Source organism: Sulfitobacter sp. 1A13679, assembly GCF_043557115.1.
Lineage (GTDB): Bacteria > Pseudomonadota > Alphaproteobacteria > Rhodobacterales > Rhodobacteraceae > Sulfitobacter > Sulfitobacter faviae.
Genome location: NZ_JBIFFO010000002.1, coordinates 92,002 through 106,140, shown reverse-complemented (window position 1 = coordinate 106,140; position 14,139 = coordinate 92,002). Strand labels below are relative to the sequence as shown.

At 61.8% G+C, this 14,139-nt stretch carries 17 protein-coding genes and 1 other RNA gene; 9 read left to right on the top strand and 9 right to left on the bottom strand.

What is annotated here, in order from left to right; genetic code table 11:
* Window positions 1-45: 45 nt before the first annotated feature.
* Genes acuI through ACGYLA_RS02165 form a run of 5 tightly spaced genes read right to left on the bottom strand, consistent with a single transcriptional unit; the run spans window position 46 to window position 4,091 of the window.
* Entirely contained in the window at window positions 46-1,032 is a 987-nt protein-coding gene (acuI, locus tag ACGYLA_RS02185; RefSeq protein WP_394429938.1) for an acryloyl-CoA reductase, read from the bottom strand.
* A 36-nt stretch (window positions 1,033-1,068) separates the two neighbouring features.
* Window positions 1,069-2,172, bottom strand: a complete 1,104-nt coding sequence (locus ACGYLA_RS02180; RefSeq protein ID WP_394429936.1) for a dimethylsulfoniopropionate demethylase — start codon at window positions 2,170-2,172, stop codon at window positions 1,069-1,071.
* A complete protein-coding gene (locus ACGYLA_RS02175) occupies window positions 2,172-2,672 on the bottom strand; it encodes a DinB family protein (RefSeq protein ID WP_394429934.1) in 501 nt (166 codons plus the stop codon). Before ACGYLA_RS02175 ends, ACGYLA_RS02180 begins: the two co-directional genes overlap by 1 nt.
* On the bottom strand, window positions 2,669-3,301 hold the full coding sequence (locus ACGYLA_RS02170) for a DUF1326 domain-containing protein (RefSeq protein ID WP_394429932.1): 633 nt from the start codon (window positions 3,299-3,301) through the stop codon (window positions 2,669-2,671). The genes ACGYLA_RS02175 and ACGYLA_RS02170 overlap by 4 nt, the downstream gene beginning before the upstream one ends.
* Window position 3,302: 1 nt before the next feature.
* Entirely contained in the window at window positions 3,303-4,091 is a 789-nt protein-coding gene (locus tag ACGYLA_RS02165) for a DUF2182 domain-containing protein (RefSeq protein ID WP_394429930.1), read from the bottom strand.
* Window positions 4,092-4,168: 77 nt separating this feature from the next.
* Between ACGYLA_RS02165 and ACGYLA_RS02160 the strand changes: the two genes are divergently transcribed.
* The 8 genes from ACGYLA_RS02160 to ACGYLA_RS02125 all read left to right on the top strand — a co-directional run bounded on the left by ACGYLA_RS02160 (window position 4,169) and on the right by ACGYLA_RS02125 (window position 9,377).
* Window positions 4,169-4,921 (top strand): FadR/GntR family transcriptional regulator, encoded by a 753-nt coding sequence (locus ACGYLA_RS02160; protein WP_394429928.1) that lies wholly within the window; start codon window positions 4,169-4,171, stop codon window positions 4,919-4,921.
* A 62-nt stretch (window positions 4,922-4,983) separates the two neighbouring features.
* Window positions 4,984-5,332, top strand: a transfer-messenger RNA (tmRNA) gene (gene ssrA, locus ACGYLA_RS02155).
* A 120-nt stretch (window positions 5,333-5,452) separates the two neighbouring features.
* Window positions 5,453-6,697, top strand: coding sequence for a chromate efflux transporter (chrA, locus tag ACGYLA_RS02150; protein ID WP_394429926.1), 1,245 nt, complete (start codon window positions 5,453-5,455; stop codon window positions 6,695-6,697).
* Window positions 6,698-6,770: 73 nt separating this feature from the next.
* Window positions 6,771-7,250, top strand: coding sequence for an SspB family protein (locus ACGYLA_RS02145; protein ID WP_394407803.1), 480 nt, complete (start codon window positions 6,771-6,773; stop codon window positions 7,248-7,250).
* A 95-nt stretch (window positions 7,251-7,345) separates the two neighbouring features.
* Window positions 7,346-8,737 carry a class II fumarate hydratase gene (gene fumC / locus ACGYLA_RS02140; protein WP_394429924.1) on the top strand — a complete coding sequence of 464 codons (1,392 nt, stop codon included), beginning with the start codon at window positions 7,346-7,348 and terminating at the stop codon, window positions 8,735-8,737.
* Window positions 8,734-8,910 carry a DUF4169 family protein gene (locus ACGYLA_RS02135; protein ID WP_067266677.1) on the top strand — a complete coding sequence of 59 codons (177 nt, stop codon included), beginning with the start codon at window positions 8,734-8,736 and terminating at the stop codon, window positions 8,908-8,910. The genes fumC and ACGYLA_RS02135 overlap by 4 nt, the downstream gene beginning before the upstream one ends.
* A complete protein-coding gene (locus ACGYLA_RS02130; RefSeq protein WP_394429922.1) occupies window positions 8,907-9,140 on the top strand; it encodes a ribbon-helix-helix domain-containing protein in 234 nt (77 codons plus the stop codon). The genes ACGYLA_RS02135 and ACGYLA_RS02130 overlap by 4 nt, the downstream gene beginning before the upstream one ends.
* 9 nt (window positions 9,141-9,149) lie before the next feature.
* Window positions 9,150-9,377, top strand: a complete 228-nt coding sequence (locus ACGYLA_RS02125) for an N-(5'-phosphoribosyl)anthranilate isomerase (RefSeq protein ID WP_394429920.1) — start codon at window positions 9,150-9,152, stop codon at window positions 9,375-9,377.
* Window positions 9,378-9,425: 48 nt separating this feature from the next.
* On the opposite strand, the gene ACGYLA_RS02120 is transcribed toward ACGYLA_RS02125, so the two are convergent.
* From ACGYLA_RS02120 to ACGYLA_RS02105, 4 genes are all read right to left on the bottom strand, one after another.
* Window positions 9,426-10,319, bottom strand: coding sequence for a fructose bisphosphate aldolase (locus tag ACGYLA_RS02120; protein ID WP_394429918.1), 894 nt, complete (start codon window positions 10,317-10,319; stop codon window positions 9,426-9,428).
* 68 nt (window positions 10,320-10,387) lie between these two features.
* Entirely contained in the window at window positions 10,388-11,740 is a 1,353-nt protein-coding gene (locus tag ACGYLA_RS02115; RefSeq protein ID WP_394429915.1) for a cytochrome P450, read from the bottom strand.
* Window positions 11,737-12,966 carry a hypothetical protein gene (locus ACGYLA_RS02110; protein WP_394429913.1) on the bottom strand — a complete coding sequence of 410 codons (1,230 nt, stop codon included), beginning with the start codon at window positions 12,964-12,966 and terminating at the stop codon, window positions 11,737-11,739. The genes ACGYLA_RS02115 and ACGYLA_RS02110 overlap by 4 nt, the downstream gene beginning before the upstream one ends.
* Before the next feature lie 53 nt (window positions 12,967-13,019).
* Window positions 13,020-13,772 carry a cytochrome c biogenesis CcdA family protein gene (locus ACGYLA_RS02105; protein ID WP_271687236.1) on the bottom strand — a complete coding sequence of 251 codons (753 nt, stop codon included), beginning with the start codon at window positions 13,770-13,772 and terminating at the stop codon, window positions 13,020-13,022.
* A 91-nt stretch (window positions 13,773-13,863) separates the two neighbouring features.
* Between ACGYLA_RS02105 and ACGYLA_RS02100 the strand changes: the two genes are divergently transcribed.
* On the top strand, window positions 13,864-14,091 hold the full coding sequence (locus ACGYLA_RS02100) for a sulfurtransferase TusA family protein (RefSeq protein ID WP_394429910.1): 228 nt from the start codon (window positions 13,864-13,866) through the stop codon (window positions 14,089-14,091).
* Window positions 14,092-14,139 lie beyond the last annotated feature (48 nt).

Here is a 14,139-nt window from a genome sequence, read left to right as displayed (position 1 = left end):
GGGCGGCGCGGACCATTAACCACACCGCCCCGCGCCGAGGCAATATCAAGCGTTTACGTCGACGACCACCCGGCCTTTGACCTGCCCTTTCAGGATGTCCGCCCCCAGTTGCGGCAGGTCGCTGAGCCCAGCGGGTTGGACCATCGCCTCAAGCTTGTCCATTGGCAGGTCTTTGGCCACCCGCTTCCAAGCGCGCAGACGGTTGTCATAGGGCTGCATGACGCTGTCGATGCCCAAGAGGTTCACGCCGCGCAGCAGGAAGGGGATCACCGTGGCAGGCAGGGCGGCACCGCCCGCAAGGCCCACGGCCGCCACGCTCGCCCCGTACTCCATCTGGCCCAACACGCGGGCCAGCATCGCGCCGCCCACGGCATCGACGCATCCGCCCCATGTCTCGCCCTCAAGGGGGCGTTTGACAGTCTCGTTGATCTCTTCCCGCGCGACGATCCGGGCCGCCCCAAGGCTTTTGAGGTAATCCTCGGTCTCGGGCCGACCGGTGACCGCCGCCACTTCATAGCCGAGGTTGGCAAGGATCGCCGTGGCGACGGAGCCGACGCCCCCCGCAGCACCCGTGAGCAGAACCGGGCCTTTCTTGATGCCGTGATCCTCCAGCGCCATGACGGCCAGCATCGCGGTGAAACCTGCCGTGCCAACGGCCATGGCTTGCCGCGTGTCCAGCCCTTCGGGCAGCGGCACCAGCCAATCGGCCTTGACCCGCGCCTTTTGCGCATAGCCGCCCCAATGCGCTTCGCCCACGCGCCAACCGGTCAACACGACCTTGTCGCCGGGCTTGTAGCGTTCGTCATTCGAGGTCTCGACCGTGCCGGCGAAATCAATGCCCGGCACATGCGGATAGTTGCGGACCAAGCCACCACCCGGCCCGATGCACAATCCGTCTTTGTAGTTCACGGTGGAATATTCGACCGCGACCGTCACCTCGGCCTCGGGCAGTTGGTCTTCGGTGATCTGGGTGACCTCGGCCTGGGTCTGGCCTTGGTCATCCTTGTTTACAATCAGCGCATTAAAGCTCATCTCTCATCTCCTTTTCAGGTTTCAATCGACCGGACCTCAGGCCCAGAAACTGTCCCGTACGGTCACGTCACGCGCGCCATCGGGGGTGCGCGCCTGCAACCGCGTGCCCGGGTCCCAATGGGTCATCCGCACCATCCCGATGGCGACATTCACGCCAAAGTCGGGGGACCAAACCGCCGAGGTCACCTGCCCCACGCGTTCGTCGCCCGCCATCAAGGGCCAGACACGATCACAAAGCGGCACCGGATCGCCAGCGATCTCTAGGGGACGTATCTGTTGCACCGGCCCCTCTTTCGCCACCCGCAGCAGCGCATCTCTGCCGATACAGCCCATCGCCGCCTGCGTGTCGCAGAGCTTGCCAAGACCGCATTCGTGGGGCGTGTTGTCGTCGGTCATGTCATTGCCATAGCTCAATAATCCGCCCTCGATCCGCTCAATCAGGTTCGGACAGCCCGCCCGCACATCCAGATCGCGCCCCGCCTTGAAAAGCGCCTCCCAAAGCGGCATCGCGATGTCGGCCCCTTCGGTATAAATCTCAAAGCCGCCCTGTTTGGAGTAGCCGGAGCGCGCGACATTCATGGCGCGGCCTTGAAACTGGAACTCCCCGAAGCGGAAGAACTTCACCTCCCGCACCGCCGCGCCAAAGACGCGTTCCACTAGATCTTCGGCCTTCGGCCCCTGCACCGCCAGCAGGTTCACATCCGGCTCATCGACCAAAACATCAAGATGATAACCGTTGCATATCCCCTTGGCCCAAAACAACAAATCGCTATCGGCTATGGAAATCCACCAACGATCCTCAGCCAGTTTCACCGCCACCGGATCATTGAGCATCCCACCCGTCTCATCCACGATCGGCACATAGACACAGCGGCCCGGCGCCACATCGCGCAGATCGCGGGGTGTCAGCATTTGCATCAGTCGGGAAGCATCGGGCCCGCGCAGTTCAACCTGTCTTTCGCAAGCGACGTCCCAGACTTGCACCGCTTTCCTCAAGTGGTGATAATCGGCCTCGGTGCTCTCAAAGACGGTGGGCAGCAGCATCCGGTTGTAGACCGTATAGGCTTTCACCCCCGCCGCCTCGACCCCGGCAGAGAATGGCGTGCGCCTGATCCGGCGGGAGGGAGAGAGTTCGGCCATCAGCCCTCCTCCGGCATGAAAATGAAATCACTCACCGGCGCGTCACTTCCGGCGCTTGTAAGCATGGCGTGCACTTGGCCGCGGTGGTGGGTTTGGTGGTTGAAGAAATGCACCACACATCCCGCCATCGGCTTGGAAACATCGCGCTGTAAGATACCGGAATGCCACGTTAAATCCCCATCCAGCGTTGACTGATCCAGCCCCGACGCCCATTGAGAAATAGCAAGGTCGCATTGCCCTCGCGCCAAAACCCAAGCGTCACCGGAGGGGCAAAGCTCGGTGTCTTTGCCTTCCGGTTTTGGCGCTGCAGGATTGAACCGCGACAGCCAGAGTTGATCGCACCACAGAAGATGGTTCAACGTGCCGAGCATGGAGCCGAAGAACGCCCCGTGATCCTGCGTTAACGATGCTTCATCCAAAGTCTGAACGACATTCGACAACTGTCTGTTTTGCCACGCATTATAGCGTGTCATTTTCTTGGCGTAGGTGGGGGTGATCACCGCGCCCCCTGCCAATCGATCGCGCAGACCTCAGCCGATTTACCGCCGAAATCCCAGACCCGGCCATAGTCGCGGACCTTGGATTTTACGCCACGCGCAGCCACGATATTCGGGCCCATCCAGTATTTCGAATTGGTGATCGTCACAGGCTCTCCCGGTTCGGCCCCGGCCAGCATCTCGATCTCGCCGTTGATCTTTCGGCCAATGTTGATGACCCGGCGGTTGCCGTCGCGAATAATCTCAACCGGGGCGCGTTCGGCGCCGATGATCTCGCTCACCAACATGGTGAACAGCCCCGTGGTGCCACCCGCAGCGCCCGAGAAGATTTGCAGCAACCCGTCATATGCCGCCTCGCTCGCGCGGTCGTCCACATAGGCGGCGACCTTCCAATTTCCCTCGCCCATGCGGCCCGGGATGTCGACCAGCAGCCCGACGTTCAGACCGGCCAAATCCTCCCCCTTGAAATGGCCCTCGTCGATCACGATGCCCATCCATGCATGGCAGTGGCCTTCGGTCGGCAGATGCGCGCCAAGGCTGACCACGCAGGGGCAGAAGACATCGCAAGAGCAGTTTAGGAAAAGCTCGCCCTTGATCGCCCAATCGGCGGGTGTCATCTCTCTGTTTGGCATATCATCCTCCTGTGATCATGGGCCAACCCGCCACGACACCTGCGCCGAGGATCAGGGCGAAACCCATTGGTTTTGTTACGTAATGCCCGATCTGGGGCAGTTTTTCGATGACCATGAAAAGCGTGGCGAGCCCCATCCACGCAAGGTTCATGACCCCGCCGGCAAAGCCTAGAAGCATAAAGCCCCAGCAGCAGCCCGCGCAAAAGGCACCGAGGCCCAGCCCCATGCGAAAGCCGCCCGCGGCACCGGGGCGCCAGTGGCCCATGAAATACATCATCGGAGAGTGGCAGACCCCGTGGCAAATCTCCTTGGCGCGGGTGAATTGGAAGAGACCCACAGCCAAAAGCAGCGCCGCCGCCGTCCAGCGCGATCTGGCGATGCCGAGCATGTCGATGACGCCGCCGTGCACCAGCAACAGTTGCAAACCCGCGATCCCCGCCGCGAAGATCAGCCAGACCGCGAGGTAGCCTGCAAGCACCGACAGCCAGCCCGCGCGCGTGCCATTGGCGGAGGTCATGAGGTCTTCGTAGGCGCGTAGCGTTGGCACCATGGTCGGGACCATCATCGCCGCCATCATCGCGCCCCACATCACGAACAGTGGAAAGAAACGCGCCATGGGCATATACATATCCATGCCCGGATCCATCTGCCGCATGCGTTCGCCCATGGCCCCGGGGCGGCCCAGCAGATCGAGATCCATCTGCATCGCCATGCTGTACATCATCCACCAAGCGGAGAGAATCAGGGCGAAAAACCCCAGCCATAGTGTTGATCGTACCATCCCGGTCATCGCCGCCCTCCCCTGCGTGCTCTTGTAGATTTAATGTCAGACAATTAAAGTCCTCGCAAACACTAATTGTAAGACATATGAAAATTGACCCAAGCAACCCCGCCGATCTATCGGCCCAGATCGCCACGGCCATTCGCGACGCCATCATCGGCGGGCATCTGATCGTCGACCAGCGCCTGCCCTCCGAGGCGGAGCTGGCCGAGCAGTTCGAGGTTTCACGCCCCACGGTGCGCGAGGCGCTCAAGCGGCTGGCCGCGCAATCGCTGATCCGCACGCAGCGCGGGGCCACGGGGGGTGCTTTCGTCAACCGGCTGAGCTTCCCGGATGCCTATGCGCAGCAGATCACCACCTCGACCCTGCTGCTGTCGATGAATGCGGTGAGTTTTGAGACCGCTTGCGAGGCACGCTTCGCCTTGGAGCGCGCCTGCGCCCCGCTATCGGCAGAACGGCGGACGGCGGACCACCTTGCCACCATGCGCGCGGAGATTCATCGGCAGGCGCAGCCGGGACTGACGGATGAGGCCTTTTGCGCCTCCGACGTGGCATTTCACCGGGCGCTGGTCGATGGTGCGGGCAATCCGGTCCTGAGTTATCAACTTGCAGGCGCGGTTGAGGCGATGCAGCCCCTGATGAATATGATCACCTTCACCGCGCGGGATCGCGCACGGATCGTAGCTCTGCATCAAGAGATCGCGGATGCGGCAGAGGCCCATGACGGCAGGGCGGTGACGGCAGGGCTGACCGCGCTTGAGGCCGAGACGCAACAGCTTGCCCAAAGCGTTTTCGCCGCGCGTGCGGCGCGGAATGCCGAAGTTGCGGGCAGACGCTAGGTTGGGCCATATAAACAACGCGATACGCGCTTATCTTGACGTGAAAAATTCACCGCATCGCACCCCTTGCAATTCACCCATGGCAGCCCTACTTTAATCTTGTCCTTCGGGACTATGGACATAAACGCGCTCGTAATAAGCGGTTCGGACCCGGGGGCGGTACCCGGCGGCTCCACCAAACATCCTTCATTTGGGGATCATGGGGCCGAAATAGGATCGACGAACGTCTAAAGGGGTTGCTTTGTCTCGGTGAGATACCACCGTTATCGGTTCAAACTGTACAATTGCAAATGACAATCGTGCTCCAGTTGCGATGGCCGCGTAAGCGGTTTCAGCGACTGAAATCTTAAGTCCTTAGGCCTTGCAGCTTAAGGCGGGGTTCGCAGGTACCTGGCAACAGAAACCTGCACTTTTCCCTTCCGTTTCATACCCGTTAGACGGCGCTCTTGCCTTAACTTGACCGCGCTTTCCTCTGGGCCTATCCGTGACGCAGCGAAGCCGTGGTGGCTTTGATGACGTAGGATGGCCCCGATGACCCCGCCCAGTTGGCCCGATATGTTTCGCGTGTTTGGCCGGATCGGGTTGATGTCCTTCGGCGGCCCCGCAGCCCAAATCGCCGTGATGCACCGCGAGTTGGTCGAGCATCGCCCGTGGTTGAGCGAGCAGACCTACCTGCGGGCCCTGTCGCTCTGTATGCTGTTGCCCGGACCGGAGGCGATGCAGCTGGCGACCTATGCAGGCTGGCGCCTGCGCGGCGTCGCGGGCGGGCTGCTCGGCGGGTTGCTTTTCGTTGTGCCGGGGGCGGTATTCATCGCTGCTCTTGCGCTGTTATACGCATGGTACGGGCAAATGCCCTTGGTCCAAACGGCCTTTCTGGGCATCAAGGCCGCTGTCATTATCGTGGTATTCCAAGCGCTTCTGAAGGTTTTTTCAAAGGCGCTGCACGGGCGGCTCGGCTGGGCGTTGGCTTTCGGGTCTTTCATCGCCCTCTTCGTGCTGGGCCTGCCGTTTCCGCTGATCATTCTGGCGGCCGGGGCCATTGGGATGCTGACCCGAAGCCCGACGCCTGAGACCGAAGCCGCCGACCTGCCGCCGGCGCATAGCCTGCGCACCCTGCTCATCTGGGGTGGTCTCTGGGCCGCGCCGCTTCTGTTCCTTGCCCTCATCGGCGACGACTTTCTGCTGCAACTGGGGCTTTTCTTTTCCAAGCTGGCCGTGGTGACCTTCGGCGGGGCCTATGCGGTGCTGGCCTATATGACCCAGACCGTGGTGCAGGATTTCGGCTGGATCGAGACCGATCAGATGATCGACGCGCTTGGCCTGGCTGAGACGACGCCCGGCCCGCTGATCCTTGTGACGCAATTCGTCGGGATGCTGGCGGGATTTGCGCAAAGCGGCCCCGCGGGGGCGATGGCTGCCGGGTTGGTGGCGCTTTGGGTTACTTTCACGCCCTGTTTCCTGTGGATTTTCCTTGCGGGCCCGTATCTTGAGGCGCTCTCTGAACAGCCGCGCATCGCAGGCGCGCTGCGGGCGATCACGTCGGCTGTGGTGGGGGTCATCGCCAATCTCTCGGTTTGGTTTGCGCTGCATGTGCTGTTTGACCGGGTGGGCGCTGATGGCCCGCTCGCCCTGCCCCTGCCCGTTTGGGACAGTTTCAACCCCATGGCCGCCGCGCTCACCCTCTTGGCGGCCGTGCTGATGCTGGCCCTCAAGCGTGGTTTTGTCCTCACGATGGTTCTGCTCGCCACGCTGGCGCTGATCCTTCACACGATTTAGCGCGGGACCCCCTTTCACTCGCTCCTGAATGGGGTATGCTTACCCCTGCCCATCGCCCGGACCGGAGAGAAGAATGAGCCGCAGCATTGATTACGGCAACCTGATGCACGAAGCCATGCGGGGCCTGATCCGCAGGGTCTTGCAAGACGTATCGGACAAGGGACTGCCGGGGAATCACCACTTCTTCATCACCTTCGACACCTCGCATCCGGATGCGGAATTGGCCGATTGGCTGTCGGACCGCTATCCCGATGAGATGACCGTGGTGATGCAGCACTGGTACGACGGCCTCGATGTGGGTGAAGACGGTTTCGCCATCACGTTGAACTTCGGCGATGCGCCAGAGCCGCTTTATATTCCTTACGACGCGATCCGCACCTTCGTGGACCCTTCGGTTGAGTTCGGCCTGCGGTTCGAACAGCAAGAGACCGAAGAGCAAGACGTGGCGGAAGACGAGGCCACGCTCGACCAGACGGATGAGGCAGAGTTGGAAGTCGCGGAAGAGCCGGTCAAAGATGCTGAGATCGTCTCGCTCGATTCCTTTCGGAAGTAGCGCCGGAATGGCCGTTAGCGCCATCCCCGCATTGCGCAGCGCGTAAGGCGCAGGTACACCGCTGGACAACGATAAGTCACAGCAGGAGCCGCAGAATGGCCGATACCCGCACCGAAACCGACAGCTTTGGTCCGCTTGAAGTCCCCGCCGATAAATACTGGGGCGCGCAGACGCAGCGTTCGATCATGAACTTCCCGATTGGCTGGGAAAAGCAGCCCATCGCCATCGTGCGCGCGCTCGGCGTGATCAAAAAAGCCTGCGCGCAGGCGAATGTGGCGCAGGGCGCGCTGGACGAGGAACGCGGTCGCGCGATCATTCAAGCCGCTGGCGAAGTGTTCGAGGGTAAGTTCGACGACAACTTCCCGCTGGTGGTCTGGCAGACCGGTTCCGGCACCCAGTCGAACATGAACGCCAATGAGGTCATCGCCAACCGCGCAATTGAACTCATGGGCGGCACCATCGGCTCCAAGGACCCGGTGCACCCCAACGATCACTGCAACATGGGCCAGTCCTCGAACGATACTTTCCCCACCGCCATGCATATCGCCACCGCGATGACGGCGCGTGACGTGCTGCTGCCGGGGCTGGAGAAGCTGCACGGCGCGTTGCAGAAGAAGGTCGAGGAATTCGAAGGCATCATCAAGATTGGCCGCACCCATACGCAGGACGCGACACCGCTGACGCTGTCTCAGGAATTCTCGGGCTATACCCATCAGGTCGCAATGGGCATCGCCCGCGTGCGCGACGCGCTTGGCCGTATCTATGAGCTGGCACAGGGTGGCACCGCCGTGGGCACCGGGCTGAACACCAAGCAAGGCTGGGCGGAAACCGTGGCGCATAACATGGCCGAGATCACCGGCCTGCCCTTTGTCACCGCGCCCAACAAGTTCGAAGCGCTGGCCGCCCATGACGCGATGGTCGAGATTTCCGGCGCGCTGAAGACCGTGTCGGCGTCGCTGTTCAAAATTGCCAATGACATCCGCCTTTTGGGCTCCGGCCCGCGCTGCGGTCTGGGCGAATTGATCCTGCCCGAGAACGAGCCCGGCTCATCGATCATGCCGGGCAAGGTGAACCCAACGCAATGCGAGGCGCTGACGCAGGTCTGTGCCCATGTCATGGGCAATGATGCCGCCGTCGGTTTCGCCGGGTCGCAGGGCCATTTTGAGCTGAACGTCTACAAACCAATGATGGCCTATAACGTGCTGCAATCTATGCAGCTTTTGGGTGATGCAGCCTCGGCCTTCACCGACAATCTGGTGGATGGCCTTAAGGCCGACGCGGACCGGATCGAGAAGCTGATGCGCGAGTCGCTGATGCTGGTCACCGCGCTGGCCCCCGAGATCGGTTATGACAACGCCACCAAGGTCGCCAAGACCGCGCATAAGAACGGCACCACCTTGAAGGAAGAGGCGATTGCTTTGGGCTTCGTCGATGCCGAGACATTCGAGCGTGTGGTGCGCCCCGAGAACATGATCGGCCCGAAATGAGCCAGCCCATCAACCTGAACAAGGCGAGAAAGGCACGCGATCTTGCGGCCCGCCGCGCTCAGGCGGATGAGAATGCGCTGCGCTTTGGCCGCAGCAAAGCCGAGAAAGAGGCGGCGCGCAAAAGCGCCGCCCAAGCCAAGGCGACGCTCGACGCGCATAAGCGCGAGACATGAGCACCCGGCCCCGCAAACATTCGGTGACCCTAAGGGGCCACCGGACATCAATCTCCCTCGAAGACGAATTTTGGGAAGAGTTCCGCGCCATCGCCGCCGCGCGGGGCGTGCCGATCAACGCATTGGTGGCCGAGATCGACGCCGCCCGTGGGCTGGACATCGGGCTGGCCGGGGCGATCCGGCTGTTTGTGCTGCGGTCGTTAAAGGAACGTTTACCAAAAGCGGATTAGCGTCCGGTCATGACTTTGGCCTCTCCCCTTTCGCCACAGGCGTGGCTCCACAGCCTCTTTGCCTCGCGCGCCGCGATCAGCGGTCAGGTGATCCGGCGCAAAGCGCGGGATATCGAGAAATTCGTCGGACGCCGGGCATTCGAAGCGGAATTGAAGCGCCGTGGGTATCAAGCGGTGGAAAACGCCGGACAGGTCATCATATTTTGCAATCGTGAATCCATCCGGCGGATCGTGTAGCCGTTTTCTTTAAAAGAAAACGGCCCCGGAATTTTCAAAAAATTCCGTTTAACAGATCGACGCTTGGTAGATTTTCTCGATGTTCTGCCCGAGCGCCTCATTGAACTCCGCGTCCGTCATCTTGACGTTCAGCCCTTCCGTCAAAGCGCGGGAGAAGCTAGCGATCATGGTCCGGTTCTTGCCCAGCCGTTCACAGGCTTCCGCTGTGGAATAGCCACCCGACAGCGCCACGACGCGCAGAACATTGGCATGTTCGGCCAGATCGTCATAGAGACCGGCCTTTTCGGGGATCGTCAGCTTCAGCATCACCATCTCACCTTCGGGCAGCGCCTTCAGGTGTTTCGCGATCTCGCCGTGCAGGATCTCTTCGGCCTCGGCCTTGCTCTCGGAGTTGATGTTCACCTCGGGCTCGATGATCGGCACGAGACCGGCGGCACAGACCTGTTTGGCCAGTTCGAACTGCTGCGCCACCACGGCGGCGATGCCGTTTTCGTTGGCCTCATGAATGACAGAGCGTTCCTTGGTGCCGAAGATGCCGTGTTTCACGGCACGGGCCAGAAGATCGTCGATCTCCATGATCGGCTTCATCATCTGCACGCCGTTATTGGTCTCTTCCAGACCCTTGTCGATCTTCAGGAAAGGCACCACGCCGCGGTCTTCCCAAAGCAGCTGTGCAACAGGTTTGTCATTGATCGTGTCATCCATCGTGCGCTCGAAAAGGATCGCGCCAATCACTTTTTCAGAGGTGAAATCATCGGCCAAGATGATCCGCGCGCGCATGTCATGGACGGCTTTGAACATCTCTTCGTCGCCGTTGTAATCCGACGGTTCCACGCCATAGAGGCTCAGCGCCTTGGGGGTGGAGCCACCCGATTGATCAAGCGCCGCGATGAAGCCCTTGCCGCTGTCCATTTGCTCAAGTTGCGCCTTGTCGTAGCCCATGTCACCCAGGTCCTATTTTGATTCCGTTCGCTGCGTTTCTAATTGAAACGCAAAGCCGATGATAGCAGCTAGCGTCTTGATAGCGCTAACCAAATGCCCTGATCTGAACGGACGGTCAAATGTGCGACAGGCACTGGCACGCGGTCCGGTTGGGCGGTCACGCGGAAGTCGCGCAGGATGCGCGACAGGATCAGCGGCCCCTCGACCATGGCAAAGCCCGCCCCGGTGCAGACCCGCGGCCCGGCGGAGAATGGGATGAAAGCGTCGCGCTGGCACTGTTTGCCATTCTCGGTATGCCAACGGGTCGGGTCAAAGCCGTCGGGGTTGTCCCAAAGCCGTTCGTGGCGGTGCAGATGCCACGGGCTGAGCACCAGTTGCGCGCCCTGTTTCACCTGTCGGTCACGGAAGCGTTCGGGGCAGCGGTTCTCGCGCACCATCATCGGCACGGGCGGGTAGAGGCGCAGTGTCTCGCGAAAAACATCGCGGCTGAGCTTGAGTTTCGACATCACCGCGAAATCGCAGGTCTCAAGCGCCTGCGCCTCTTCCGCCAGTCGCTCTTGCCACGCGGGATGGGTGGCCATCAGGTACAGCGCCCAAGCAAGGGCCGAGGCGCTGGTCTCATGCCCCGCAAGAAAGAAGATCGCGACCTGATCGACCATCTCTTGGGTGCCGAAGCGCTCTCCGGTTTCGGGATCGGCTTGGGTCATGATCTTGGTGGCAAGATCGTCGGGCGCGGTGCCCGCCTCGATCTGCGCCATGCGCGCGCGAGTCAGATCGGTGATCAGTGTCCTGATCCGCGCCGCGCTGGCCCGTGTGTCGCGGCGAAACAGGCGCGGCATCCAGCGCGGCAGCGGCAAAAGCGCCCCGAGGTTCAGGATCGGCTGGCTGCGCTGGTAATTGCGAAACTCGTCAAAAACCGCGCGGGCGACCTCATGTTCGATCGGCAGGGAAAACAGCGTGCGAAAGATCACATCGGCGGCGGCGTGGCTTGTCTCAGCCTCGATCTCGACCACCTGGCCCGCCTTGGGCTCCAGCCGTGCCGCAGTCGCCTCTGCCGCGTCCCACATGGCTGGGAAAGTCTCACGCAGGCGCCCGCCCTCGAAGGCTGGGTCGATGATGCGGCGCTGGCGTTTCCATGTCTCGCCATTGGTCAGAAAGACGGAGTTGCCCAAAAGGGGCCGCAGCCCCTCGCCGATACGGTCGGACTTGGGAAAATCCTCGGGCCGGTCCTTCAACACGGTTTTCACCAGTTCGGGCTGGTTCATCAGGTAGCTGCGAAAGAACGGCGTTTTGAACTCGGCCATCCATGCCCGATAGAGCCGCGCGGGCTGGGCCGAGAGGATGTCGGCGCGAAACAGTTTGGCATAGCGCCAGAGCGACACCCGGTCGGGGCGCGCAGGGGGTTTGGGCGGATGGCTCATGCGGCGACAGAGGTGTATTTGCTGACCGCCTGGTCGATCCGCGATTTCGACGCAGGCCGCCCGTCATAGCGCGCGGCGAGTGTCTGGGGCCCGGCGGTAATCTGGAAGTAATCGTAGTCACGTGGACGGTCGAAGGCACAAAGATACTGGAAATGCAGCCGGAAGAAGCGCCAGCGCAGCGCCTTCCAACGCGCGGGGCTGAGGGTTTGCGTGAAGGCGGCGGAGAAGACCAGCGGCCAGTGTTTCCCTTCGGGCGCGACGCCGGACACCGACACCGGATCGCAAAGCGCAAAGGCGCAGCCATCGCCCGGGGCGGTGACATCGACCCAAGCCAATTCATCACGCGCCGAGAGAAAGCGCAGATCGCTGCGCAACCGCTCGGCCCGGGGCAGGAACGACACCATTGGCACCACCTGCCCCAGCGTGAGGAAACCCAGAGCAGGCCCGCCTTCGGCCACCCTGCCCGACCGGATCAGATCGGCAAGCACCGAAACCCCCAGATGCGCGCCCGAGGAATGGCCGATGACCAAGACCTCGTCGACATCATCGGTCAGCGCGGCGGCAATGGCATCGGCAAAGGTCGCCATCCGGGCCTCAAGCTGCGGTGGATTCGCGCCCTTGGTGGCGGCGGAATAGGCGTAGTCATGCATCAGGTAATAGGCGAAAAACTTGCCGTCCTTCTTTTTGAACCAGCGCAGCAGGGCAATGCCCAACCCCATGCCCAGTGCCGCGAAGGCGAGCCGCGCGGCCCAATGATCGCTGAGCATGCCGAGAAGGCCATAGGTCAACAGGCTAAGCGCCACCGCCAGCAGCGCCTGCGCGATCAACATGCCAACGGGGTAAAGTGCGGCGATCACCGGCCCCTTGCGCAGCCGCATGAGCCGCCAAAGCGCACCCGATCCGATGTAGACCCAAGCGGTGCGCAGCAATTGCAAATAGGTCGCGGGGATCGAACTGCTCATGCTTTCGCGCACGATGTCGGACCAGACCAGAACCTCGACCTGCGCGCTCACCCGCTGCCCGTCGATCTCAGCATCCACCTGCCAGCCGTAATTGCCGCGGCCCGCCTTCGGCTTCAGCCCGATCTCATAACCCGAGATCGCCGCCTGCGCCGCGCTTTCTTTGCGGTACAGCTCGCGGTAGCGGCGCGGGTGAATCGGGTCGTAGCCGGGGATGTAGAACACCCGGCGCGTTTTCACCGTCTTTCCCTGCGCTTTGCTTACCATGCCCGCCCTCTTCTTCGGCATAGTCTAGCCGTAATTCGGGGCGAGAATAAGGCTTAACCCACGGTTGCGAGGATCGGGAAGGTTTCGAGCAGCCAGAAGGAGAAGGCGGTGAAGGCACCGGTCAGCAAGGCCAGCCCGACGAGCACGAGAAGCCCCCCCATGATCCGCTCAATCAGCTTCATATGCGGTTTGATACGGTTCATCAGCGTCATTGCGCGGGTGATGAACATCGCGGCCAGCAGGAACGGGATCCCCAGCCCTGCCGCATAGACGCCCAGCAAAAGCGTACCGCGAGAGACGGAAGCCTCGCTCGCCGCGAGCGACAGGATCGCGCCAAGCTGCGGGCCGATGCAGGGCGTCCAACCAAAGGCGAAGGCCAGCCCTAGAACATAGGCGCCAAAGCTGGAACCGCCCTTATCGCCCGCGTCCAACCGCGCCTCTTGGTCCAGAAAGGGAATGCGGAAAAGGCCGATGAAATGCAGGCCAAAGACGATGATCACCACGCCGGAGATCTTGGCGAAAAGCGCCTGATTCTGGAGAAAGAACATCCCAAAGGCTGAGGCCGTGAAGCCCAAGAGCACGAAGACGGTGCTCAGCCCCAGCACGAAGAACAGCGCCGCCACCACCGCCCGCCGCCGCGCGCTGGATTGGCTCGACATGTCATTGATCGACACGCCCCCCATATAGGCCAGATAGGGCGGCACGATGGGCAGCACGCAGGGCGACAGGAAACTGAAAATCCCGGCGACAAGGGCGATGGTCATGGCCGGCAGGATCCCGGCGTCGAGGAGGCTTATTTCAAACATGACCGACTCCTAGACCGACATGGCCCCGGCGTCACCTGTCATATTGTCACAAGATCGTGGACCTCGGGACCGGCTTGGCTTAACTGATCTTATGAAGATCGAAAAACTGGATGCCACGGGGCTTCTCTGCCCCCTGCCCGTGCTGAAAGCACGCAAACGACTGGCCGCGCTGGCGCCGGGCGATCAGCTTCACATGACGGCGGATGACCCCGCCGCCGTGATCGACGTGCCGCATTTCTGTACCGAGGCGGGCCATCAGCTGACCGAAACCCGGACCGAGGGCGCGGCAGAGCTTTATATCATCACCAAGGGCGGCTGAGCGGGCGCGGTCGCGCCGTCTTTCTTACCCTATCGCCAAACTGAAAAC